Origin of the sequence: Streptomyces sp. NPDC048420 (assembly GCF_040651535.1) — a bacterium.
GTDB lineage: Bacteria > Actinomycetota > Actinomycetes > Streptomycetales > Streptomycetaceae > Streptomyces.
In genome coordinates, this window is the sequence record NZ_JBEZKG010000052.1 from 1 (window position 1) to 24,067 (window position 24,067).

The window sequence follows — 24,067 nt, forward strand, 5'->3', positions numbered from 1 at the left end:
CGTCCAGGCCGTCGCCCACATGCACAACCTCGCCCTCGCATCATGACCAGAAGACCGCGATCATGGGCCCTGACCTGCCCGAACACCGCCTTGTGTAACACCCTTTAGTCGACCTTCCAGCGCATCTCGGTGCGCGGATCGGTTGAACTCCCCTTCGCGAAGGGCTCGTCGGTGTCGTACACCCACATCCGGTGGACCCCGCCGTTGTAGCTGTGCCGTTCGCTCAGATCGAGGTCCCAGGGTTTCTGCCAGCTGTAGGTGAAGGACGTCTGGGTCCAGCCGTCCGTCGGATCGGCGGCCGCGACCGCGAGCGGGGTCCGCGGCAAGGTCAGCGCGGCGCCGCCCACCAGCAGGCCCACCCCGGCAGCCAAGTCGCGGAGTAGGTGTCTATCGGCAACGTGGTCGGCATGCGAATTCACCGACACACCCGATGTATCCCGCTGGCCGACTCCGCGGGTCCGTCATCCACTGGGGGCGCCCCCCACTGCCTCGGCGAACGCGTCGGCCGCCCCGTCGGGATGCGACAGGTACGGAAGGTGGCCGGAAGCAGCGTGCGCCCATCCAGCTTCCGGATTCCGGCGCGAACCCAGTGGCGGGGCAGTCAGAGGTGCGGCCGCCCAGAGCCCCAGGCCGAACCGTCCGGGGCGTCCGACCGGCCCTCCCAGCGCTCTCCTGGCACGATGACGGCATGGAACGTGTGCTTGGAATCGGCGGATACTTCCTGCGGGCCACCGATCCGGAGGCTCTGAGTGCCTGGTACCGCGACTGCCTGGGTCTGGACGCCGACGAGAACGGTCTGTGGCGCCAGACGGCCGGCCCGACGGTGTTCGCGACGTTCGAGTCGGAGACCGACTACTTCGGCTCCCGCATGCAGGGCACCATGCTCAACTTCCGGGTCCGCGACCTGGACGCGATGCGCGCCCAGTTGCGCGCGAAGGGGGCTGACGTGGCCGCGGAGACCCAGGACATGGACGGTGTCGGCCGGTTCGGCTGGGTCACCGATCCGGAGGGCAACCGGATCGAGCTGTGGCAGCCCGCCTGACCGGACGCACACCGGTCAGGTTTCGTGCGTTCTGCCCGCTGAGCACGGGCCATTGCACCTTCGCGCCGCTCTTCCGTCGGCCCGGACGAAGACCGGTTTGGTGTGCTTCTCGCGTAGCGCGGCCGACAGGTTCTCCCGTTGATGACGTGGGAGACGACCTTCTCGTGGGCGACCTTGCCGGAGGCGGCGAGGTCCAGGGCCTCGGGCCCGAGAGGCCGGGGCATCCGTTGTACCCGGATGGGCAGGGTCCGTGTGCGGCTGTGGAGCCTGTCGGGGACACGGGTGATCTGCTCGCCGACGCGCACACCCGGCTCCCGGCGGACGACCACCCGCGAACGGTCCACCGGAACCGGGCGGTCGGCTCGGCGCACCGGCCGCCGCGAACAGTGTTCTCGTCGCACCCGACGGTGCGGGCCGGGCATACAGGACGGTTGTGGCGTACGTGTCGTCATCGGGACCTCACGATTCCTGGGCCGCTCGCGGACGGTCGAAGAACGCGTCAGCCGACCCGAAGACCGACCGCCAGCGTCAGTTCAAGGACCCGGTGCGGCGATGCGAGATCCGGAAACAGCTCCCGCAGCTGCGACATCCGGTACCGGACGGTCTGCGGGTGGACGAACAACGCCGCCGCCACCTCTTCCCGCCTGCCCTGGTGCAGCAGCCAGGCCCGCAACGTCTCCTCCAGCCGCCGCGCGGTCGCGACAGGCAAGGTCCGCAACGGGGCGAGGGCTCGGGCGCGCAGGTCTGCGAACGCCTCCGCGTCGGCGCTCAGCACCAGCTCGGGCAGGTGGTCCTCGGTGTCGCGAATATCAGAGGAGAGGGAGCGCGCGCGTACGGCTCGTGCGTATGAGGCGGACGCACGAGTCCATGGCCGGGCCGGGCCGACCACGGCGGTGCGGTCGGTCAGCTGCCGCAAGAGATGTGATCGGTCGGCGTCGGGGACGAGCAGCACACCGGTGGCGTCCGGCAGATCGTCGAGGACGAGGGTGCTCGGGTCGAGCGCGCGGTAGGCGGGCCGGGCCTGGGCGGCGGGCAGCAGGACCACGGTCAGCGAATCCGGAGGCTGCCACCCGGCCCGTTGAGCAGAGGCCAGCAGCACGTCCGGGCTCGCGCCGGCGAGGAGGTCGCGGGCCAGGTGTTCCAGGTGGCGCTCCTGGGCCCGGCCCTGGGCGGCCAGTTCGTCGGCGTGGCCCGCGGCGCTCGCGGCGGAGAGCTCGTCGATGTAGGCGAAGGTCAGCTCGGCGAACTTGGCGACCTCGGCGGCGGGCAGACCTGCGGGTACGGCGCCCGCTGCCAGGCATCGCCAGGCCACGCGGGCGCCGACGCGGTAGGCGCTGAGCAGGGCGTCCATCGAACGGCCGTCCCGGACCTCGCCGCGGCCCAGCTCGTAGGCCGCGTCACCGGCGTCGCCGCCTGTGGCGTTCCCGCTCGCGAGGTCCAGGTAGTGCCCCAGGGCGGTGCGGACGGCTCGGCGGATGGTGCCGCCCATGCTGCCCGAAAGGGCGTTGGCGTAGGGAGGGACCTCGTCGATGATCGCCTGGACGACCTCGTCGGCGGTGGTCCTCAGCGCGGCCCGCAGTGCGGTGACCGTCCTCTCGTCCAGGGCCAGTTCGCTGGCCCTTTGGATTGCATGGCTCATGTTTTTGTTCCCTGCGAACAATTCGGCCGACCAGATTCACATCCTGCGGTCAGGACTTTACGCCTTGAGGCGCAGCAAGCTGGAGTCATGACGAGTGCAGCCCTCCGCAGCAGGGCGTGGAAACTGCTCGAGATGGTCACGACGCCGCTGCTGCCGTCGGACTACCTCGACCTGGTCAGCCCGCTGCGAGCGGGCGCTGACCTGCGGGGGCGCATCGAGGCCGTACACCCCGAGACGGGCGACGCGGCGACCATCGTGATCAGACCGGGACGGGGCTGGCGCGGCCACACGGCCGGTCAATACGTGCGGGTCGGGGTCGACGTCGACGGGGTGCGCCTGTGGCGTGCCTACTCCATCACCTCGCCGACCAACCGCCAGGACGGCCGCGTCACGATCACCGTGAAGGCCATCCCGGACGGCAAGGTCAGCAACCACCTGGTCCGCAGGGCGACACCGGGCACGCTGATCCAGCTCGACCAGCCGACCGGTGACTTCGTGCTGCCGCAGGCCAAGCCTGCCAAGGTGCTCTACCTGACGGCCGGCAGCGGCATCACGCCTGTGATGGGCATGCTGCGCGACACCGAGTTCGACGATGTCGTCATGATCCACTCCGCGCCACGGCCGCAGGACGTGATCTTCCGCAACGATCTGCAGGACCTGGTCGCGAACAAGAAGCTGCGTCTCACCGAGCTGCACACCGATACCGACGGCATGCTCGACATCGCCCGCCTCGACGCACTCGTGCCCGACTGGGCCGAGCGCGAGACCTGGGCCTGCGGGCCCGCGGGCCTGCTCGACGCCGCCGAAAAGCACTGGAGCGAGCACGGCGTACCGGAGCGCCTGCACACCGAACGCTTCCGCCCCAGCATCGTCGTCGCCGGCGACGGCGGCGAGGTCACCTTCAGTACCACTGGCAAGACCGTCGACGCGGACGGCGCCACGCCCTTGCTGGACGTCGGCGAGGAGGCCGGCGTGCTCATGCCCTCCGGGTGCCGCATGGGCATCTGCTTCGGCTGCATCACGCCGCTCAAGGCGGGCGCCGTCCGCGACCTGCGCACCGGCGAGATCACCGAGGCGGAGCCGGGCGTCCTCATCCAGACCTGCGTGTCCGCCGCGGCGGGCCCCTGCGACCTCGAACGGTAGGAGCACTTTGACCGCCATTGACCCCACCGCCCACCTGACCGCGCAGCAGATCGAGGAGCTCGGCCGCGAGCTGGACGCGATCCGCGACGAGGTGATCGCCGGCCGTGGCGAGAAGGACGCCGCCTACATCCGCAAGGTCATCTCGGCTCAGCGCAAGCTCGAACTGGTCAGCAGGGGCGTGCTGCTGTTCTCGCTCTTCCCGCCCGCGTGGCTGATCGGCACCGCAGGTCTGTCCGTGGCGAAGATCATGGACAACATGGAGATCGGCCACAACATCCTGCACGGTCAGTGGGACTGGATGCGGGACCCGAAGATCCACTCCACCACCTGGGAGTGGGACCACGTCTCGCCGGCCGACCAGTGGAAGCACTCGCACAACGAGCTGCACCACACGTACACCAACGTGATCGGCAAGGACAACGACCTCGGCTACGGCATCATGCGCGTCGACGAGGACCAGAAGTGGCACCCCTTCCACCTCGGCCAGCCGCTGTGGAACTTCATCAACGCCTGCTTCTTCGAGTACGGCATCGCAGCGTACGACCTGGAGCTCGGCAAGAACCTGAACAAGCGCCGCCGCAAGAACCCGGAGTTCCGCGAGCGTGCCAGGGCCGTGGGCCGCAAGATCCGCAAGCAGGTGCTCAAGGACTACGTGATCCACCCGCTGCTGTCGGGCCCGTCGTTCCTCCCGACGCTCGCCGCCACGTTCACCGCGAACCTGGTCCGCAACCTCTGGACCCACTCGGTGATCATGTGCGGGCACTTCCCCGAGGGCGTACAGGTCTTCGAGCGCCGGTCGATCAAGGGGGAGACGCGCGGCCAGTGGTACCTGCGCCAGATGATGGGCTCGGCGAACATCAGCGGCAGCAAGGCCATGCACTTCATGACCGGCAACCTGTCGCACCAGATCGAGCACCACCTGTTCCCTGACCTGCCGAGCAACCGCTACGCCGAGGTCGCGGTGAAGGTGCGCGCGCTGTTCGAGAAGTACGAGCTGGAGTACGTCACCGGGCCGCTGCCCAAGCAGGTGTTCTCCGCGTGGCGCAAGGTCGTCCGGCTCTCGCTGCCGAACAAGAAGCCCAAGGTCGTAACGCCGGACCGCGAGCAGGAGCTCGTCGCGGCCTGATACCCCCCATTGGTTCAGATCCGTCACGACCCGAGGATCCGGGGCAGCCCGCCAGACCACAATCCCCGAACCGTCCGCACATACGTCGATGCCCGCGCCGCAGCCGGACCAGCTGTGGGGCGCGGGCATTGACGTATGTGCGGACGTAGTCGGGCTGGCCGTATGTGGCCTTGGTGCCTCGACCAGCGCGGCAGCATCATCGGCATCGCCCTGGGCCCGCCGGGGTCTGGGGTGGTTTCCGGTGCTGTTCACGGGGTGTGATCGGCCCCCGTGAAGGCGGCCCGTGGCTTTCCGTTCTCATGCTCCGGCCTGGAGGCGGAGGCCGGTGAGGGTGAGTTCGAGGGCGGCGCGGAACTGGTCGGCGTCGTCGTGGCCGTCGAACTCGTCGGCGATCTCGTGGACGAAGGGGAATTCTCGGGGGTCGAGGTCGCGCCAGTCCTGGGCGATGCGGTGGAGGTATGCGTCGCGGTCCACGTTGCCGTCGAGCATGTCCTGGGTGGGTTCCTGGCCGAGGTCGGCGGCGGAGCCGACGACGACCCCCACGATGGCGGACACGGCGTAGAAGCGCTGGGACGGGGTGAGGTCGAGGCGGAGGGTCTGCTGGCCGAGTTTCTCGTACAGGCCCAGGGTGTGGGTCTGGATGCTGGTGTTGCGCATGAAGTACGAGCTCAGCCAGGGGCGTTGCACGATCGCGTCGAACAGGGTGAGGGCGATGGAGCGCAGGTCGTCGATGGGGTCGTCGCTGCGGGGGAGCTTGTCGACGTCGTTGAGGACGGGACCCATGGCGTGGTCGGCGGCCCGGTCGAGGAGCTCGTCCTTGTTGGCGACGTACCAGTAGATGCTGGCGACGCCGCCGCCCAGGCGCTGGGCCAGCGCGCGGAAGGTCAGGGCGGCGGCTCCCGCCTCGTCGAGCAGGGCCACGGCCTCGGCCAGGACCGATTCCATGGAGTGCGAGGCCCGTCGGCGTCCCGTGCCTGAGCGGCTCTGCTGGCGTGTCACCGCGTGATCCCTTCGCGTCTTGCATCGCATCGAACGTTGTTCTATCGTACCGCATCGTACGCCGTTCGATAACCGAACCTTGTTCGATCGGGGCTTGTTATGACCACCGCAACGTTGCACACACCTGCTCGCACCTATCCGTCCCTGCGTGCGGCCTGGATTCCCCTCGCCGCGCTCTGTCTGGCCTTCTTCGTCGAAATGGTCGACAACACGCTGCTGTCGATCGCCCTGCCCACGATCGGCCGCGATCTCGGCGGCGGGACGACCGCCCTGCAATGGATCACCGGCGCTTACTCGCTGACCTTCGGCGGACTGCTGCTCACCGCCGGATCCATGGCCGACCGGCTCGGCCGGCGCCGCGTCCTGCTCATCGGGCTCGCCGTCTTCGGCTCGCTCAGTGTCTGCGTCGTCCTCGTCTCCACAGCCGGCCAGCTCATCGCCCTGCGAGCCGCACTCGGCATAGCCGCCGCGGCGATGGCCCCGATCACGAACTCACTGGTCTTCCGCCTGTTCGAGGACAAGGACCTGCGGATGCGGGCCATGACCGTGATGATCATCGTGGGCATGTCCGGCTTCGTCCTGGGGCCTCTGCTCGGCGGCACCGCCCTGGCCCATGTCCGTTGGGAGTGGCTGCTCGTCGTGAACGCCCCCATCGCCGTGATCGCCTGCATCGGTGTCCGGCTCGGCGTCCCCGCCGACCGGCCCGAAGACCTCACCAAGGACACCCTCGACCTCCCCGGTGCCGCCCTCAGCGTGGCCGCCATCGGACTGGCCTGCTACGCGCTGACCAGCGGTGTCGAGCACGGATGGCTCTCCGCCGTCACCCTCGCGTCGATCGGCGGCGCCCTCGCGGCGGCGGTCGCGTTCGTCCGGCACGAGCGCCGCAGCAAGGCCCCCATGCTCGACCTGAAACTCTTCTCCAACGGCACGGTCCGCGGCGCCGCCATCGCGCAGATCGGCACGTCCATCGCAATGGCCAGCGTGATGTTCGGGCTGATCCTCCACTTCCAGTACGCCTACGGCTGGAGCCCGGTGCGGGCCGGCCTGGCCAACCTGCCGATCATCGTGACGATGCTTACCGCCACGCCCCTGTCGGAATGGCTCGCACGCCGCTTCGGCCACCGCATCGCCTGTCTGGTGGGTGCCGCCTGCCTGGCCGGGTCACTCGCGGGCCTGTCCGTTGCCGTCGGCCACGGGTACGTGGCCATCGCCGTCTGCATGGTCCTCATGACCGTGGGCCTGCGCACCGTGATGACGATCTGCGCGGTCGCCCTCGTCGACGCGATGCCGAGCAACCGCACCTCCATCGGCGCCGCCCTCAACGACACCGCCCAGGAGGTCGGCTCCAGCATCGGCACCGCCGTCGTCGGTACCCTGATCGCCGCCCTCGTCACCACCCAGCTGCCCGCCGGCACCTGGAGCAGCGCCCTCATCGCGTCGTTCTTCCACGGCGAGCGCGTCACGTACGCGCTGCTCGCCGTCGTCGTCGCACTGATCGCCGCAGGCGGCGCGCTGAGCCTCACCGACTCCCACTCCGTCCAGGAGCACGCAGGGGAGGCCGACTGAGCGGCCCCGCGCGTCTCGGCGCGGCTGCTCAGCCGGCGTCCTGCGGGTGTGTGCCGGTGAGGGCTGTGCCGTGGAGTGCTGGGGGGGGCGGGGTCGCGGTGGGGTGTGTGGCAACCGTGTGTTGGTGGGCTTCTCTCGGAGCAACGTTTCAGGATGTAAGGGCCGGTGGGTGGGTGCGGGGAGGGCCAGGCTTCATCGGGCCGGCCGGTGCCGGTGGTCGGTGCCGACTCGGCGTCGGGCGTGCGCAGGGGCCGGGCTGCGTAGGCATCTGGTGGCCATGTTCCCGCCCGCCTCCGAGGCGATGATCGAGCGCGGCTACGAGGACTTCGCCGCCCGCTGGAACCCCATCCTGGACGTGTTCGACGCGGAAGGCGTGCGCTTCGCGCACGAGGTCCACCCGAGCGAGATCGCCTACGACTACTGGACAACTCAGCGTGCGCTGGAAGCTGTTGGCGGGCGAGCGGCCTTCGGGCTGAACTTCGACCCCTCGCACTTCGTGTGGCAGGACCTGGACCCGGTCGGCTTCCTGTGGGACTTCCGCGACCGGATCTACCACGTCGACTGCAAAGAGGCCCGCAAGCGCCTGGACGGCCGCAACGGCCGCCTCGGCTCCCATCTGCCCTGGGGCGACCCGCGCCGCGGCTGGGACTTCGTCTCCGCCGGCCACGGTGACGTGCCCTGGGAGGACGTCTTCCGCATGCTGCGTTCCATCGACTACCAGGGTCCGATCTCGGTCGAGTGGGAGGACGCCGGCATGGACCGCCTCCAGGGCGCACCCGAGGCACTGAAGAGCCTCAAGAAGTACGACTTCGAGCCCCCGTCGGCCTCCCTCGACGCTGCCTTCGGAGGCGGCAACAACTAGGCGCTCCGCGGCAGGAGGCGCAAATCGGCCCGGTGCTGACAGACCGTAAGGGGAAGCCGCCGGGCTGACCCGGCCTGCCCACTCTCAGCTTTGTCCTGACTCTGGAGGAAGTTAGCCGTTTCGCTGCGCAAGGGGTTCCGGCCAAGGACGAACGGGGCTACGGTCCCTTCGTGCACAGGAACCACACAGTGGTTCGCAGCTGACGACCCGTTCAGGCCGTATGAGCACCCTCGTGCGGCCGACCAACCGAGGACGGTCCTGCACAGCGCAGGGCCAAGAACCCTCAGGCACCGCGCACTCCTCAGCGGCGGCCCCTTGCCGCCCCCTCGCACGCCGCGACCGCGCACAACACGGAGCAGCTCTCCGGGCCGCGGCCAAAGCCGTCCCAATGCCGACGGTGGGCGGAGCCCTCGTGGCCCCGCCCACCGTCCTCCAACCACATCGGAACATCGACATGGCAGGGAGGCAGCCCGTGAAGAACGACGGGAACGGATCGGAGCCCGAGACCGGCGGGCGGACCGCACGCACCGGTGTCTGGTTCGTCGGAGCGCGCGGATCGGTCGCCACCACCGCCGTCGCCGGATGCGCGGCCGTCGCCGCCCAACTGCGGCCGCCGACCGGCATGGTGACCGAGACCGCCCCATTCGACGGGAGCGGCCTGCCGCCGCTGCCCGCACTCGTCTTCGGCGGTCACGACACCGCCCACAGTCCGCTGCCCAAGCGGGCCGAACACCTCACCGACGCGGGCGTCCTGCCGCACGGGCTCGTCCCCGCCGTGCGCGCCGAACTCCAGGCCGCAGACGAGGAGATACGGCTGGGCGGCCCCCTCCCGGGCGACACGCGAAGCGACGAGGAGCGCATCGCCGACTTCGCGGCCGACCTCGTCTCGTTCCGTGTGCGCAACGCACTGGCACGTGTGGTCGTCGTCAACGTCTCCTCCACCGAGCCGCTGCCCGCGCCCGACGCCGTACGGCTGCCACCCAGCTCCCTCTACGCGGCCGCCGCCGTGCGGGCCGGCTGCCCCTACGTCAACTTCACGCCGTCCACCGGGTTGCGCACCCCGGCCCTGACAGCCGCCGCTGCGGCCGGCGCCCTGCCCCACGCGGGCCGTGACGGCAAGACCGGCCAGACCCTGTTGCGCGCGGTGCTCGCCCCGATGTTCGTCCAGCGCGCCCTGGAGGTCCGCGCCTGGTCCGGCACCAATCTGCTGGGCGGCGGTGACGGGGCGGCCCTGGCCGATCCGGGCGCGGCCGCGGCCAAGAACGCCGGCAAGGAACGCGTCCTGGCCGACACGCTCGGGCACACACCGCAGGGCGAGGTGCACATCGACGACGTACCGGTGCTCGGCGACTGGAAGACCGCCTGGGACCACATCGCCTTCGAGGGCTTCCTCGGCTCGCGCATGATCCTGCAGACCATCTGGCAGGGCTGCGACTCGGCCCTGGCCGCACCGCTCGTCCTGGACCTGGCCCGCCTGGTCGCCCGCGCCCACGAGGTGGGCCTGTCCGGCCCGCTCACTGAGCTCGGCTTCTACTTCAAGGACCCCGACGGGGGCCCGTCGGGTCTCTCGGAACAGTTCTCCGTGCTGCTGTCGTTCGCCGACCGACTGCGGGAGGCGCGGTGATCCGCTCGTTCCTGGCGACCCGGAGGGCCACCCTCGCCCCACCCGCCGCGGCGTGCACCCGGAAGCCCGCCCCACCCGGCGAGGACCAGGCCCCCGCGAGCCCCCCGGCGGGGCGCGGGCTACGGGCACGACTGCGCGACTGGGCCGAACTGCTGCGCGTCTCCGCGCTGTTCACCGTGCCCGGCGACGCGCTCGCCGGCGCCGCCGCCACAGGTATGCGGCCCGGCCGGGGTACGGCGTACGCGGTGGGCGCCTCGCTGTGCCTCTACGAGGCGGGCATGGCGCTCAACGACTGGGCCGACCGCGACGAGGACGCCGTCGAGCGCCCTCATCGGCCCATTCCCTCCGGCCGTATCCCGCCTGCGGCGGCGCTGGGGGCGGCCGGGCTCCTGACCGCGGCCGGACTCACGCTCGCCGCCCGCGCCGGGCGCCCCGCACTCGCGGTGGCGTCGGCACTGGCCGCCACCGTCTGGGCGTACGATCTCCGGCTGAAGCACACCCCCGCGGCCCCGGCGGGGATGGCGGCGGCCCGCGCCCTGGACCTCGTCCTCGGTGCCACGGCCACCATGTCGGTGCCCTACGGGCAAAAGCCAGCCGAGCCCGACCGCCCGCCCGTGACCGAGAGCGCGAAGCTCGCGTCCCTGACGGTCCCTCAAGCCAGGCATTCCGTTACCCCCGGTGCCGTTCTGCGCATCGGGACACCCGCCGCCGCGCTGGCCGCCCACACCTACACCGTCACCGCCGTCTCCCGGCACGAGGCGTACGGGGGCTCCACGCGCACACCGCTCGCCGCTCTCGGCGCAACGACGACGCTCGGCCTGTTACTGGCACACACACGTGCCACGGCACGGCCCCTTGCGGCACTGGCGGCCGCCGCCTACGTCCGTACCTCCGCCCTTCCCTACCTGCACGCCGCCCTCAACCCGTCCGCGCCGCTCACACAGCGAGCCGTCGGCGGCGGGATCCGCGCCGTGATCCCGCTCCAGGCCGCGCTCGCCGCCCGATCCGGTGCGCGCGTGACCCCGCTGGCCGTGCTGGGACTCGCACCCATGGCCCGCGCGCTCGCACGGAAGGTGAGCCCCACATGAGCACACACGTGCCCCTGGACCCGCTCGCCCCCGACCTCGCGGCCCGCTGGTACATCCGGGAACTCAGCGACGTACCAAAGCGGCGGCAGCAGAAGAGCCCCGCCACCGCCCCACGAGCGACGACTGGCGTCCGCTCGTCCTGTTCACCACCCCCCCGCGCAGTATCCGGCCGTGGAGCGGCCACCGAAGTGAAGTTCCTTCTCCTGTGGCTCGCCTGCCCCGCCGGAGGCGGAAGCCGCACGGCACCCGCAGCACCGCGACGACGAAAGAGAGAACCACTGTGACCGCGTTCAACGACGAAGCCGTCACCGGCGACTCCCTGCGCCGCACACTCGGCGTCAGCCGCCGCCGCTTCCTCAGCACCTGCACGGCCGTCACCGGGGCGGCGATCGCGGCCCCGGTCTTCGGCGCCGCGCCCGCCCTGGCTCAGGACAGATCACACGCCGGCGGCCATGACCACGGCCGTGCCGCCCTGGTCCCGCCGCACAAGCGCGGCATCATCCTCTACACCGTCCGGGACGCGATCGGCCGCGACCCGCTGGCCTCCGACCTGCCTTCCGGCTTCCGTGAGGTGTTCAAGCAGCTGTCGCGGTTCGGCTACCGCCAGGTGGAGTTCGCCGGGTACGGCCAGCACGCCAACGCCCCCGGCGGCGCCGACCTGGGCACGGTCCAGGGCGCGAAACTGCTGCGCTCCTGGCTCGACGACCACGGCCTGCGGGCGCAGGGCAGCCACGGCTACATCCCGCCGTCCTGGCCGTTGACGCCGGCCGACCGGGACACCTTCAAGCGCTGGCTGGAGATCGCCAACATCCTCGGCATGGAGCACATGGGGACCGGCGCCGACCCCACCAACACCCCCTACCGGGCCGACTGGGACGTCGCCGCGCAGAAGTGGAACACCCTGGGCGCCATCGCCTGCCGCGAGGGCATCAAGCTCTACACCCACAACCACGACAGCGCCTACGACTTCCTGCTCGACGGCGGCCCGCTCGACGCGCAGGGGCGGCCGACCCGCAGCTCCGGTATCCGGAAGCTGGAGTACTTCCTGAAGGTGACGGACCGCAAGAGCGTGTATCTGGAGCTGGACGTCTTCTGGGCGCACGTGGCCCAGTACAAGTTCCACACCTACACCGCCCACGACGGCTCCCGGCGCGAGCGCGTCTTCGACCCGGCCGCACTCGTCGAGCGCAACAGCACCCGGTTCCCGCTGTTCCACGCCAAGGACGGCGTCGTCAATCCGCAGAGCGGCCTGGGCTACGACATGGTGCCGTTCGGCACCGGTGACATCGACTACCGGCGGTTCTTCACCCGCGTGGGAGCCAAGAACTACCGCAACCCGATGGTCGAGCAGGACAACGCGCCCAGCACGACGGTTCCCGGCCAGTCCCTGGACTTCGCCCGCATCGGCTACGACAACCTCGCGGCCCTGCGCGCCCGCCGCTGACGGAGCGTCACCCGACTTGCCCATACAGGGCGCTCCGATGCCCAACGTACGGAGCGTGCCTGGGTCTTGACCCGCCCGCACCCTGCAACGGTCGGCGGCCGCGGACCCTCTCCGCGGCCGCCGATCAGACCGAAGGAGTTCTGAGTGCGCAACAGACGGATCGTCACCCTCCTGGGGGCCGCCGCCCTGGCCGGAGCCGTCGGGCTCCTGCCCCTCTCCCCGGCGCAGGCAGCCAAACCGGACCCCGCACCGCCGACCACGTCGGACTTCCAGAAAGTCACCCTCAACGACCGCCCGGGCGAGCCCATGGCCCTCGCCGTCCTCCCCGACCGGCGGGTGCTGCACACGGCGCGCACCGGAGAGGTCCGCATCCACGACCCCAAGAGCGGCGTCAACTTCCTTGCCGCCGACATGAAGAAGAGCCCCGCCGGGCTCTACCAGCACGACGAAGAAGGCGTCCAGGGCATCGCCGTCGACCCCGGCTTCGCCAAGAACCACTGGGTCTACCTCTACTACTCGCCCCGCCTCGACACCCCCATGGACGACCCCGCCACCCCAGGGGTCAACGAAGGCGACGCACCACAGTTCGGAACCGACGCGGACTTCGCCAAGTACAAGGGTGTCACCCGGCTGTCGCGGTTCAAACTCGTGGGCAACAAGCTCGACTTCGCCACCGAGCAGAAGGTCATCGACGTACCGGCCGACCGTGGCATCTGCTGCCACGTCGGTGGCAAGATCGACTTCGACCGCAAGGGCACGCTGTTCCTGTCGACCGGCGACGACTCCAACCCGTTCTCCTCCGACGGCTACGCCCCGCTCGACGACCGCCCCGACCGCAACCCGGCCTACGACGCGCGGCGCACCGCGGGCAACACCAACGACCTGCGCGGCAAGGTCCTGCGCATCCAGGTCAAGCCCGGCGGCGGATACCAGATACCGCGGGGCAACCTCTTCGCGCCGGGCACCGCGAAGACCCGCTCCGAGATCTACGCCATGGGCCTGCGTAACCCCTTCCGCTTCGGCGTCGACGACAAGACCGGCGAGGTCTACGTCGGCGACTACTCGCCCGACGCCCAGAGCGCCAACCCGGGCCGCGGCCCCGCCGGCCAGGGCCGCTGGATGGTCATCGACCGCCCCGCCAACTACGGCTGGCCGTTCTGCGTGACCCAGAAGATGCCGTACCAGGACTACGACTTCGCCACCCAGAAGTCGAGCGGCGCCTTCGACTGCGCCAAGCCGGTCAACGACTCACGTCACAACACCGGCCGCAGCGTGCTGCCCCCGGTCGAGGACGCGGAGATCGTGTACGGCTACGGGGCGTCGGCGGAGTTCCCGGAGCTCGGCACGGGTGGCATCGGCCCCATGGGCGGCCCGGTCTACCAGTACGACCACCGCAACAAGGCCCAGAACCGCTGGCCTTCGTACTTCGACGGCAAGCCGCTCTTCTACGAGTGGACCCGCGACCAGATGAAGGCCATCACCCTCGGCAAGAAGAACCAGGTCCTCAAGATCGAGGACGCGATCCCCACGATCAAGACGGACGGCCCGATCGACGCCGAGTTCGGCCCGGACGGCGCGCTGTACGTCCTCGAGTACGGCACCGGGTACTTCGCGGAGCTGCCCGAGGCCCAGCTCTCCCGCATCGACTTCACGCGAGGCAACCGCACCCCGGAGCCCAAGGTCGCCGCGGACGTGGTCAACGGCACCAGCCCGCTGACCGTCAAGTTCTCCAGCGCCGGCACGAAGGACGCCGACGGCGACGCCCTGCGCTACGCCTGGGACTTCGACGCCGACGGCACGGTCGACTCCAGGGAGGCGAACCCGACGCACACGTTCACCAAGAACGGGGTCTACGACGCCACGCTGAAGGTCACCGACAGCACCGGGCGTTCGGCCTCTGCCTCCGTCCCCGTCGTCGTAGGCAACAAGGCACCGGTCGTCTCGCTCACCACCGACCCGGCCCCGCACGGCGGCACCCCCTTCCACTGGGGTGACACGGTCACCTGGCAGGTCACCGTCACGGACGACCAGCCGGTGGACTGCGCGAAGGTCAGCGTCTCGTTCATCCTCGGCCACGACTCGCACGGCCACCCGCTGTCGACGAGTAACGGCTGCTCCGGATCGTTCAAGACCTTCGTGGACGGCGGCCACTCCGGCTCGGACAACCTCAAGGCGGTCTTCAACGCCACCTACACCGACACACCCCCGGCCGGCCTGCCGTCCCTCTCGGGCAGCGCCGAGGTCGCCCTGACACCGGCCGACTGACCGGTAGCGACGACACCACCGACGGGGCGCCCCTTCCAGGGCGCCCCGTTCGTGGGCGTGCTCGGCCTTCCGCCGAGCCCGCCCAGGCCGGGTCCATACGGGAGCTGCGATCAGCGCTGGAGTGTCAGCAGTCCCGGGCGGTAGGGCAGGAGGCCGTAGTCGCCGCCGGAGTTTGGGCTGCGGCCCTGGTAGAGCAACTGCAGATTGCAGGGGTCGACGGTCATGGTCTGGTCCGGGCCGGTGCGGATCAGTTCGCCGTGGCTGATGTCGTTGGTCCAGGCGGCGCCACTGTTGGCCTTGCCGGCGAAGGGGTTGCTCTCGGTCGCGGCCTGAGGTGTCCATGTGCCGTTCAGACTGGTGGCCGTGAAGGAGCGGAAGTAGCGGCCCTGCGAGCCGATCGCCTCGACGATCATGAGGTAGCGGTTCTGGCCTTGCAGCTTGTAGACCTGCGGGGCTTCGAACAGGTTGTTCGTCGTGTCGCTCATGACCACGGTGGAGGTCGCGCCGAAGCTGCCCGGGAAGTTCCCGATCGGCATGCTTGCCCGGTAGATCTTGCCGTTGTCACCGGCGAAGAACAGGTACATGTTCGTCCCGTCGCCGATGAGCGTCTGGTCGATGGGCCCTGTTCCCGAGCCGGAGATGCTCCCGGAGAAGAGCACCTGCTGGGATGACCAGCCGTTCGGGTTGGTGGGGTCGCTCGATGTCCGGTACGAGAAGGCGGTCCCGCCCCACTGGTAGGCGAGCACCCAGATGTTCTTGGGGGCGAAGTAGAGCAGCGTGGGTGCGACGGTGGAGGCCGACATCGTGTTCTGGCTCGCCGAGGCCATGTCCGACCAGTTGGAGAACGGGCTGAAGTTCATCGAGCCCCAGCGTGTCCCCGTGTCGTGGGTCGTCGCGTAGACGAGCTGCCTGCCGTTGTACGGCACGACGGTGAAGTCCTTGAGCGAGACCCACCCGGCCTTGGGCTGCGCCAGCGCACCTGTGGATGTCCAGCGGTAGGCCGAGGGAAGGTCGCACGCGCTGGGTGTGTCGGCGCCGACCTTGACGAGCTGCCACTGCTGGTTGGCGCCGCCCCAGTCGTCGTACTGGACGATGTTCGCGTTGTCGGCGGTGGACGCGCCCTGCACTTCGAGGGCCTTGTCGGTGTGGCGCGAGATCAGCCTGACGTAGCCGTCCGAGCTGTCGGCCAGCCGCCACTGCTGGTTGGTGGCGTTCAGGTCGGCCCACTGGACGATCGAGCCGCCGTTCGCGGTGGACCAGTTGTACAGGTCCAGCACCTTGCCCGAGTGCCGGGACTTGAGGCGGTAGTAGCCACCCCCGGAATCGACGAACTGCCACTGCTGCTGGACCTGATCGTTCCTGGCCCACTGAGTGATGCGGGCGCCGTCGGTGGTGGCCATGTTGTAGACATCGAGTGCCTTGCCGCTGTTGCGGTTGACCAGCACATACGAGGCGTTGGGGTCGACGGTCGCCGCGTCGGCGGGTTGAGCGCCGAGGACGGTGGCCACGAGCAGGAGCGGCGCGAGGACGGCGAGCAGGCGTCTGAGCGGGACCGTGGGCGGGTGGCGTAACCGCATCTGAGGGCCTCCATGAAGGCGGGGATGGGGCGGACTTACCGAAACATTCGACAAGTCCGCGGATCCTTCGATGCCACAAGCTAGAAATGAGGCGTCCCTCGGTCAAGGCCTGTCACCGTTCTGTCTGCAAACAGCTCCTCGTCTTGTGGTGTCGTCAGCAGTGGCGGCTGGGACTGTGGGGCGTCGAATGTTTCGAAGCCAAGATTGAAACTTTCTTTGCGAAATCTATTGACGATCCACCGTCAATCGCTCAATCTTCCGTGTCCGAGAGACGACCGACTTTCGAGATTTCGAACCGCGTGGTCGTCACCCACCGAAGGAAATCCGGCCCTGCGCTCCCATCATTCCGTGATGTCCATTTTTGGAGGCACAGCCATGGGTTCGTACGCCCTGCCCAGACCCGAAGTCCACCGGAGGAGCCGCAGTCTGCTGCCGGCGTTGCTCATCGGCGTCCTCGGTGTGGTCGCCGCGCTGGTGACGCCGTCGGCCGCACACGCTGCCGAGAGCACGCTCGGTGCCGCTGCGGCGCAGAGCGGCCGCTACTTCGGCACCGCCATCGCCTCGGGCAAACTGGGCGACTCTGCGTACACGACGATCGCGAGCCGTGAGTTCAACTCGGTGACGGCCGAGAACGAGATGAAGATCGACGCCACCGAACCGCAGCGGGGCCAGTTCAACTTCACCGCCGGTGACCGCGTCTACAACTGGGCCGTGCAGAACGGCAAGCAGGTCCGCGGACACACCCTGGCCTGGCACTCCCAACAGCCCGGCTGGATGCAGAGCCTCAGCGGCAGCACCCTGCGCCAGGCGATGATCGACCACATCAACGGCGTGATGGGCCACTACAAGGGCAAGATCGCCCAGTGGGACGTCGTGAACGAGGCCTTCGCCGACGGCAGTTCGGGAGCCCGGCGGGACTCCAACCTGCAGCGCACCGGTAACGACTGGATCGAGGTCGCCTTCCGCGTCGCGCGCGCCGCCGACCCCGCCGCCAAGCTCTGCTACAACGACTACAACGTCGAGAACTGGACCTGGGCCAAGACCCAGGCCATGTACGCCATGGTCCGGGACTTCAAGCAGCGCGGCGTGCCGATCGACTGCGTCGGCTTCCAGTCGCACTTCAACAGCGGCAGCCCCTACAACAGCAACTTCCGCACCACCCTGCAGAACTTCGCCGCCCTCGGCGTCGACGTGGCCATCACGGAACTCGACATCCAGGGAGCCCCGGCCACGACCTACGCCGACGTGACCAAGGACTGCCTGGCCGTCTCGCGCTGCCTCGGCATCACCGTGTGGGGTGTGCGCGACACCGACTCCTGGCGAGCGGAGCAGACACCGCTGTTGTTCAACGGCGACGGCAGCAAGAAGCCCGCCTACGCCGCCGTACTCAACGCACTCAACGGCGGTACCTCCACGCCCCCTTCGGAGTCCGGGACGATCAAGGGCGTCGGTTCGGGCCGCTGCCTGGACGTCCCCAACACCAGCACCACCGACGGCACCCAGCTCCAACTGTGGGACTGCAACAACGGCACCAACCAGCAATGGACGTACACCGCCGCGAGCGAACTCAGGGTCTACGGCAACAAGTGCCTGGACGCCGCCGGCGCCGGCAACGGCACCAAAGTCCAGATCTACAGCTGCTGGGGCGGCGACAACCAGAAGTGGCGCCTCAACTCCGACGGATCCATCGTCGGCGTCCAGTCCGGCCTCTGCCTCGACGCCGCCTCGAACGGCACCGCCAACGGCACCCTGATCCAGCTCTACTCCTGCTCGAACGGCGGCAACCAACGCTGGACCCGCACCTGATGAGCCCGGCGACTGGCCAAGGGGACATCGATGAAGGCATGACGTGGGGCCTTCCCGGCCTCCCTCACACTTCAGGGCAACATGACAGCTCGCCATCCTGGGTCGACCGTGTCGTCAACTCGACCGCAGTGCAGTCGAGTTCGGCGCATGGTCGCGGGGCATCTGTCAGTCGAGGATCGCGGTGGCTTCGATCTCGACCAGATGGTCGGGGACGTCGAGGGCCGCAACGCCCAGTAGCGTCGCCGGCGGGATCGGGGTGATGCCCAGCTTTGCGGACGCGCGGGAGATGCCCTCCAAGAGCCGGGGCATCTTGTCGGGGGTCCAGTCGACGACGTAGAAGGTCAGTTTCGCCACATCGGCGAAGGAGCCGCCGGCCCCGGCGAGGGCGGTGCCGATGTTGAGGTAGCACTGCTCGACCTGCGCGGCGAGATCGCCCTCGCCGACCGTGGTCCCCTCGGCATCCCAGGCGACCTGACCGGCGACGAAGACCAGCTTCGACCCGGTTGCGATCGACACCTGCCGGTAGACATCGATCTTGGGCAACCCACTCGGATTCACCAGGTTGATGGCCATGCTGTCTGTCTCCTTGTCCTGAGCGCCTTTGGTCTCTTGTGGTTACTCAGGAACCGTAGGAGAGTGAGTGCTGACATGGAAGAACGCACTTTTCAGTGACTGGGGAACCTGATGGTGACCAACGAGATCAAAGGCCTGTCCGAGGCAGCAGACTTCCGGCGCGCGGACTCGTTGGCGCGAGAGATCTTCTCCGACGTCGCCAACAAGTGGGCGTTCCTGATCATCGAGACCCTCGGTGAGCGCACCCTGCGCTTCACCGAACTGCGCAACGAGATCGAGGGCATCAGCCACAAGATGCTCACCCAGAACCTGCGCATGCTGGAGCGCAACGGCCTGGTCGAGAGAAACGTGCACCCCACCGTCCCGCCGCGTGTCGAGTACACCCTCACCGAGCCGGGGCAGGGCCTGCGCGCAACCGTCGACGGAATGTGCGACTGGACGCACCGCTACTTCGTGCATATCGAGACCGCTCGCCACCGCTTCGACGCCTGACGGCTGTTGCACGGGCTGACGGGAAGGGGTTCGAGTCCCGTGTTCCGGCCTGCGTGACTCCGCCCGGATCAGCTCCCCTGCCGTGGGCAGTGCGGACAGCCGCCGGGACCGGAACTCTCTTGTCCAGCCGGTGAGTTCGGGAGCGGTTTCTGCGAGCCGGTTCCCTTCCAGAGTCACCGCGGTGGCGAGCAGTCGCTGATCCCGTCCGCACTCGCCGTCGACCGTTGCCACGCGGATCTCCGCCGCCCGGCGGTCCTTGTGCGCGGCGGTTTGGACGCCCTGTCCGGCTTCCTGCGGAGTGGCGAGGGAGAGGTCCCGTTTCGCCAGGCAGGTGTGTCGGCCACCGAGCACCGACCGGTGGGCGTTGGTGTCGCGTACGTCCTCGGCGATGTGTCCCTCTCGGTTGGCGGTGACGTGCTGGCTGATGAGACAGCGTCGCAGGTCGTCGCCGTACAGGCACGCGCGTGCCTCAACGACGCATCCCTCGGTGGCAATCACCACGGCTCCGGCCTCGCCGTCGGTGCCGCGCCGCTGTCCGTCGTCGCCTTGGCCACGCCATGGCAAGGCCGATGGGCTCTCGGTGCTGGGGGTGCCTGTGCGGATCAAGCGCTCGGACGCTCCCGCGGCGGGCCAAGCACCAGGTTCACCCGGGCGCAGACGGCCGCCCGGCCCTCGCCTTCACCGAGACCACAGGCCATGGGTCCGGCCGCTCCTTGTCCTGGCCGACCGCAGCCCTCCGACCACGTCGGTCACCGCCTGCGGCGAGGCCCACTCGGTGGCCGGTCACCCGCCTTTGACGCAGAGGCATACCAGCAGCGGAACACCGCCGAGCGGTGCATCAAACGCCTCGAACAGTGGCGCGGCCTGGCCACACGAACCGACAAGCTCGCGATCGCCTACCAGGCCGCATTCCACCTCGCAGGCATCCTCATCTGGACCCGGCGCCAACCAAAGAGGCAGAGAACCTAGGGCACTTTGTATCCGGCGGCGCGGAACAGTTCGTACCATTCGGATCGGGTGAGCGGGATGTCGGAACCAAGCGCGGCGGCCTTGACCCGTTCTGGCGTGGTCGTGCCGAGCACGACCTGCATCTGCGCGGGATGGCGCGTGATCCAGGCGACTGCGATCGCCTCGGCCGGTACGCCGTACTTGTCGCTCAGCCGGTCGATCACCGCGTTCAACTCGGGGAAGCGTTCGGAACCGAGGAACGGACCGTCGAAGAATCCCGCCTGGAAAGGCGACCACGCCTGGATGGTGATGTCGTGCAGGCGGCAGTAGTCGACGATTCCGTCGTCACGTACGACCGACTGATCGAGGCCCTGCATGTTCGCGGCGACGCCCTGCGCGATCATCGGGGCGTGAGTGATCGACAGCTGCATCTGGTTCGCCACGATGGGCTGCGTCACGTGCTTGCGCAGCAGGTCGATTTGTCGGGGGGTCTGGTTGGAGACGCCGAAGGCGCGTACTTTGCCTGCCGCCGACAGCTCGTCGAATGCGCGGGCCACCTCCTCCGGCTCGACGAGGGCGTCGGGACGGTGCAGCAGCAGGATGTCGAGATAGTCCGTGTCCAGGGCCCGGAGTGAACCGTTCACGGACTCGATGATGTGGTGGTGAGAGAAGTCGAAGTACGGCCCGTCCTTGACGATGCCGGCCTTCGACTGAATGACGAACTGCTCACGCTCCGACGAGCTGAGCTTCATGGCTTCAGTGAACCGGCGTTCGCAACCGTGGTCGTCCGAGCCGTAGACGTCGGCGTGATCGAGGAACGTGATGCCGGCGTCGCGCGCGGTGTTCACGAGCCTGCGCACCGCGTCGTCGGTCATCTCCTGGATGCGCATCAGTCCGAGGACGACATTGGGGACCACCATGTCGGTGCCGGGCAGGGTGAAGGTCTTCATGTGACTCTTTCGCTGGATCGGCCGCGGAGTCGCGGATGCTGGCGGAGCGCGAGGCCCCGGGGATCGGAATGACGGCGGGCGCGAGCGCGAATTCCCGAGCTACGTCGATCTGTCCGATGCCGACGCTTGAGATGCCGGCCATCATGACGACACCCGCGTCGAGCAACTCCCGTATTGGCGAGTGCGCGGTGCTCACGTGTTCACTCTAGAAATTGCCGATCTGGAAATCCAACATCTGTTGGTTCTGGTATTGAGAACTGTGGGATGTGAATGGATCTGTGCCATGCGGAGGGCGACATGTCGTCATAGCCCATACCCGACATCAGCTCACCGGGTTCGCGGCCTGCCGCAAGGACCTTCTGGCAGTCCTCGGCGGCGACACCCTGACCGCCTTCGCCCTGGCTCTCCTCATCGACCTCGTGGTGGGCACCTGCTGGCCATCGAACTGCGCAGGCGGACATGAGCGGGGATGATCAGGCGACGGGCTCCAGCCGGACACAGCACCGGGCCGGGCTGGGCGAGAGGTGGGCCGTATAACCGCTCTCGCCCAGCCCATGGACCACGCCGCGCAGTAGGAGAGGTCATCATGTCCTCCGCGACCGCAAGCCCCGCATCCGCCGCTCCGCGGCGCGCCCTGCTCAGCGACCCCGGCCATCAGGCGTTCGCGATCCTGCGCGCCGCCTTCACGGTGGCGCCGATCCTGTTCGGGCTGGACAAGCTCGCCAACCTGCTCGCGGACTGGCCCGCCTACCTCGCCCGCTGGATCGAGCGGTAGCGACCATGGGCGTCCCGGCCGCAGCACTTCGGACCCCTCGCGGCGCAGCATCGTGATCAGCTTGCGGAAAGCGCGCGGGTTCAGCCCGGTGAACGGGGCTATCCAGGACGGCTCCGACGCCGCGATCACTGCTGCCACATCAAGATCGTTCCACCACTGCGGAGCCCGGACTTACGCGCCGGAATTTCACTGGGCGGTTTCGTCATCGGCCGGTACCGCGCGACGCAGAACCAAGGGGGAACGAGGTGATCTACGACTGCCACTACGCCGACCCCTGGCCCGGGCTGCCCCTGAAAGGCTGACGGAGCATCACCAGGCATGGTGTCAGGGCCGTTTCAGAGCGCGAGGCGATTGCCGATCGACCGGGCGACCTCGGTGTGGGAGAGGTACTCCACGATGCTGTGGGCCCGGTCGCGGGCGTTGATGACGGCGAGGTCTGCCAGACCGTCCGCCCAGTCGTCGGCCAGCGGGCAGCCGATGGCGACCGCGTCGTTGGGGCACCACACGTTGGACCAGTCCGCGACCACGTCGGGACGCTTCGGCCCGCCCACGAGGAGCCTGCTGTAGACACTGTCCAGGCCGAGGGGACTGCCGGCCGTGGTCAGATGGACGACGCTGACGCCGGGGGACAGCCGGGTGGTGAGGTCCAGGGCGACGACCGTGCCCAGGCTGTGACTGACGAGGACTACCTCGCCCGAGTCCGGCACCGCCTCGAGCACACAGTCCAGGACCTCCTCCCGGACGGGCCGGGCGTCGTCGAGGTACGCGGCCACGTCGCGGAAGATCAGGGCGATGGCCCAGGCATCGACGTCGCTCCGGGCGGCCAGCCAGCTCAGCTTCTTCTGCAGGGCACCGACGAGGTCGCCCAGGCCGAGGCCCTCGGTGGCCAGTTGCCGCTCCTGCGGCATGTTCCACTTCAGGGCCGCCTCGCCGATGATCTCCTCGTACACCGCGCGGGCCGACGGAGCGGAGGGCGCGACCACCTCCGCGGCAGAGGCGCTCGGCGCCTCGACCACGTGGGGGACGGCTTCGTGCGCGGTGAGGGCCTGCGCCAGCCGGTCACCGTAGTAGGGGAACCAGACGTCCGCCGGGTCGACGGGAGCAAGCCCCGCCCGCACGAGCCCCTGGTTGAGCCCGGCCCCCCAATCGCGGCGCAGTTTCTCGGGATCCTTGCCCTCCTGGGAACGACCGTGCAGGAAGACCAGGTGCCGGTCGCCGCCGAACGCGCCGTCCCGGGCACGCAGGCCCGCGTGCGCGGCAGCCCGCTCGGGAGCCGGTGCCGGCGCGGCGACGGCACCGGGTGCCGGGGCTCGAAGCCGAAGGGGTCACCATCGACGGTCCCGGCCGGGTACTGGGGATGGCCGGTCCCACCGACTTCCGCGACGAATCCGCGCAGTTCGGTGCGTTCCTGCCGGCGAAGGGCGTGATGCGGTTCGACTCCGCCGATCTCGCGCAGATGGAAGCGGACGGCACGCTCGTCGACGTGATCACGCACGAGATGGGCCACGTCCTGGGTGTCGGCACCCTGTGGACGGCATTCGACCTCCTCAAGGGCGCCGGCACCCAGAACCCCACCTTCGTCGGCGTCGGCGCGATGGCTGAGTTCGCCGCGCTCCTCGGTGAGGAGGACCCGATGCCGGTATCGGTTGCCAACTTCGGCGGGCCCGGTACCCAGGACAGCCACTGGCGTGAGGCGGTCTTCGTGACCGAACTCATGTCGCCGTTCATCTCCGGGGCCGGGAACCCGCTGAGCCGGATGACCGCGGCGAGCCTCGGAGACCTCGGCTACCAGGTCGACCTCGAGGGGGCCGAACCCTACACACTGCCGAACCTGCTCCAGATCGCCAGGGAGGGCGCCCTCGTGCCGCACACGGCGCCGCTCGGTGACGGCATGATGCTCCCGGTGGTGCCGACGCGGCTTCCCGCCGCGACACCGTAGGCGGCCCCGCCCGAAGAGGTCCGCACGTGGCGGGCCTCTTCCGGCACTCGGTCATCGCAGGACGGCCTGCCAGATGTCCACGGCGTGGTGCAGACCATGCCGTGGCGCGCGTACAGCCCCGCGCGCCGGTCGCGGGGGGGGGGGGGGGGGGGGGGTACACGACCGAGTCGCCCGGGGGCCCCGCCGGGGGCGCCCGCCACGACCGGCCG

General features: G+C 69.2%; 19 protein-coding genes and 3 pseudogenes. 14 read left to right on the forward strand and 8 right to left on the reverse strand.

Translation table 11 applies throughout. The features are described 5' to 3' along the window. Positions 1 to 104: 104 nt before the first annotated feature. On the reverse strand, positions 105 to 371 hold the full coding sequence (locus AB0D34_RS45555) for a hypothetical protein (protein WP_362673721.1): 267 nt from the start codon (positions 369 to 371) through the stop codon (positions 105 to 107). Between the two features lie 317 nt (positions 372 to 688). Between AB0D34_RS45555 and AB0D34_RS45560 the strand changes: the two genes are divergently transcribed. Continuing rightward, entirely contained in the window at positions 689 to 1,042 is a 354-nt protein-coding gene (locus AB0D34_RS45560; protein WP_362673724.1) for a VOC family protein, read from the forward strand. 499 nt (positions 1,043 to 1,541) lie between these two features. Here AB0D34_RS45560 and AB0D34_RS45565 read toward each other — a convergent pair whose 3' ends face one another. After that, positions 1,542 to 2,681, reverse strand: a complete 1,140-nt coding sequence (locus AB0D34_RS45565) for a helix-turn-helix domain-containing protein (protein ID WP_362673725.1) — start codon at positions 2,679 to 2,681, stop codon at positions 1,542 to 1,544. An 87-nt stretch (positions 2,682 to 2,768) separates the two neighbouring features. Between AB0D34_RS45565 and AB0D34_RS45570 the strand changes: the two genes are divergently transcribed. After that, positions 2,769 to 3,824 carry a ferredoxin reductase gene (locus AB0D34_RS45570; protein WP_362673727.1) on the forward strand — a complete coding sequence of 352 codons (1,056 nt, stop codon included), beginning with the start codon at positions 2,769 to 2,771 and terminating at the stop codon, positions 3,822 to 3,824. A gap of 7 nt (positions 3,825 to 3,831) precedes the next feature. Then, positions 3,832 to 4,950, forward strand: coding sequence for an acyl-CoA desaturase (locus AB0D34_RS45575; protein ID WP_362673729.1), 1,119 nt, complete (start codon positions 3,832 to 3,834; stop codon positions 4,948 to 4,950). Positions 4,951 to 5,247: 297 nt separating this feature from the next. On the opposite strand, the gene AB0D34_RS45580 is transcribed toward AB0D34_RS45575, so the two are convergent. Further along, entirely contained in the window at positions 5,248 to 5,895 is a 648-nt protein-coding gene (locus AB0D34_RS45580) for a TetR family transcriptional regulator (RefSeq protein ID WP_362673761.1), read from the reverse strand. A gap of 153 nt (positions 5,896 to 6,048) precedes the next feature. Between AB0D34_RS45580 and AB0D34_RS45585 the strand changes: the two genes are divergently transcribed. The 6 genes and pseudogenes from AB0D34_RS45585 to AB0D34_RS45610 all read left to right on the forward strand — a co-directional run bounded on the left by AB0D34_RS45585 (position 6,049) and on the right by AB0D34_RS45610 (position 14,798). Next, entirely contained in the window at positions 6,049 to 7,515 is a 1,467-nt protein-coding gene (locus AB0D34_RS45585; protein ID WP_362673732.1) for an MFS transporter, read from the forward strand. 265 nt (positions 7,516 to 7,780) lie between these two features. Further along, positions 7,781 to 8,377 (forward strand): annotated as a pseudogene (locus AB0D34_RS45590) (sugar phosphate isomerase/epimerase family protein); the annotation flags it as partial. A 472-nt stretch (positions 8,378 to 8,849) separates the two neighbouring features. Continuing rightward, entirely contained in the window at positions 8,850 to 10,001 is a 1,152-nt protein-coding gene (locus AB0D34_RS45595) for an inositol-3-phosphate synthase (protein ID WP_362673735.1), read from the forward strand. A 131-nt stretch (positions 10,002 to 10,132) separates the two neighbouring features. Then, positions 10,133 to 11,089, forward strand: coding sequence for an SCO3242 family prenyltransferase (locus tag AB0D34_RS45600; RefSeq protein ID WP_362673764.1), 957 nt, complete (start codon positions 10,133 to 10,135; stop codon positions 11,087 to 11,089). Between the two features lie 280 nt (positions 11,090 to 11,369). After that, positions 11,370 to 12,533, forward strand: coding sequence for a sugar phosphate isomerase/epimerase family protein (locus tag AB0D34_RS45605; RefSeq protein ID WP_362673737.1), 1,164 nt, complete (start codon positions 11,370 to 11,372; stop codon positions 12,531 to 12,533). A gap of 144 nt (positions 12,534 to 12,677) precedes the next feature. Continuing rightward, positions 12,678 to 14,798: a PQQ-dependent sugar dehydrogenase gene (locus tag AB0D34_RS45610; RefSeq protein WP_362673740.1), complete on the forward strand. Its 2,121-nt coding sequence runs from the start codon at positions 12,678 to 12,680 to the stop codon at positions 14,796 to 14,798. Positions 14,799 to 14,908: 110 nt separating this feature from the next. On the opposite strand, the gene AB0D34_RS45615 is transcribed toward AB0D34_RS45610, so the two are convergent. Continuing rightward, positions 14,909 to 16,375 (reverse strand): non-reducing end alpha-L-arabinofuranosidase family hydrolase, encoded by a 1,467-nt coding sequence (locus AB0D34_RS45615; protein WP_362673743.1) that lies wholly within the window; start codon positions 16,373 to 16,375, stop codon positions 14,909 to 14,911. Between the two features lie 375 nt (positions 16,376 to 16,750). On the opposite strand from AB0D34_RS45615, the gene AB0D34_RS45620 reads away from it, so the two are divergent. Next, positions 16,751 to 18,181 carry an endo-1,4-beta-xylanase gene (locus tag AB0D34_RS45620; protein ID WP_362673767.1) on the forward strand — a complete coding sequence of 477 codons (1,431 nt, stop codon included), beginning with the start codon at positions 16,751 to 16,753 and terminating at the stop codon, positions 18,179 to 18,181. Between the two features lie 165 nt (positions 18,182 to 18,346). Here AB0D34_RS45620 and AB0D34_RS45625 read toward each other — a convergent pair whose 3' ends face one another. After that, the gene (locus tag AB0D34_RS45625; RefSeq protein ID WP_362673746.1) at positions 18,347 to 18,754 is read right to left on the reverse strand and encodes a RidA family protein; all 408 of its coding nucleotides are present in this window, start codon (positions 18,752 to 18,754) and stop codon (positions 18,347 to 18,349) included. Positions 18,755 to 18,865: 111 nt separating this feature from the next. Between AB0D34_RS45625 and AB0D34_RS45630 the strand changes: the two genes are divergently transcribed. After that, positions 18,866 to 19,246 (forward strand): helix-turn-helix domain-containing protein, encoded by a 381-nt coding sequence (locus AB0D34_RS45630; protein ID WP_362673748.1) that lies wholly within the window; start codon positions 18,866 to 18,868, stop codon positions 19,244 to 19,246. A gap of 762 nt (positions 19,247 to 20,008) precedes the next feature. Further along, positions 20,009 to 20,215, forward strand: a pseudogene (locus AB0D34_RS45635) (IS5/IS1182 family transposase); the annotation flags it as partial. On the opposite strand, the gene AB0D34_RS45640 reads toward AB0D34_RS45635, so the two are convergent. Next, entirely contained in the window at positions 20,212 to 21,144 is a 933-nt protein-coding gene (locus tag AB0D34_RS45640; RefSeq protein ID WP_362673751.1) for an aldo/keto reductase, read from the reverse strand. The pseudogene AB0D34_RS45635 and the gene AB0D34_RS45640 sit on opposite strands and share 4 nt — an antisense overlap. A 586-nt stretch (positions 21,145 to 21,730) precedes the next feature. On the opposite strand from AB0D34_RS45640, the gene AB0D34_RS45645 reads away from it, so the two are divergent. Beyond that, positions 21,731 to 21,919 carry a hypothetical protein gene (locus AB0D34_RS45645; protein WP_362673771.1) on the forward strand — a complete coding sequence of 63 codons (189 nt, stop codon included), beginning with the start codon at positions 21,731 to 21,733 and terminating at the stop codon, positions 21,917 to 21,919. Here the strand turns inward: AB0D34_RS45645 and AB0D34_RS45650 are convergent. Next, positions 21,908 to 22,057, reverse strand: a pseudogene (locus tag AB0D34_RS45650) (IS5/IS1182 family transposase); the annotation flags it as partial. The gene AB0D34_RS45645 and the pseudogene AB0D34_RS45650 sit on opposite strands and share 12 nt — an antisense overlap. Before the next feature lie 197 nt (positions 22,058 to 22,254). Further along, a complete protein-coding gene (locus tag AB0D34_RS45655) occupies positions 22,255 to 23,037 on the reverse strand; it encodes a hypothetical protein (RefSeq protein WP_362673753.1) in 783 nt (260 codons plus the stop codon). 158 nt (positions 23,038 to 23,195) lie between these two features. Between AB0D34_RS45655 and AB0D34_RS45660 the strand changes: the two genes are divergently transcribed. Continuing rightward, on the forward strand, positions 23,196 to 23,858 hold the full coding sequence (locus AB0D34_RS45660) for a leishmanolysin-related zinc metalloendopeptidase (protein WP_362673755.1): 663 nt from the start codon (positions 23,196 to 23,198) through the stop codon (positions 23,856 to 23,858). Positions 23,859 to 24,067 lie beyond the last annotated feature (209 nt).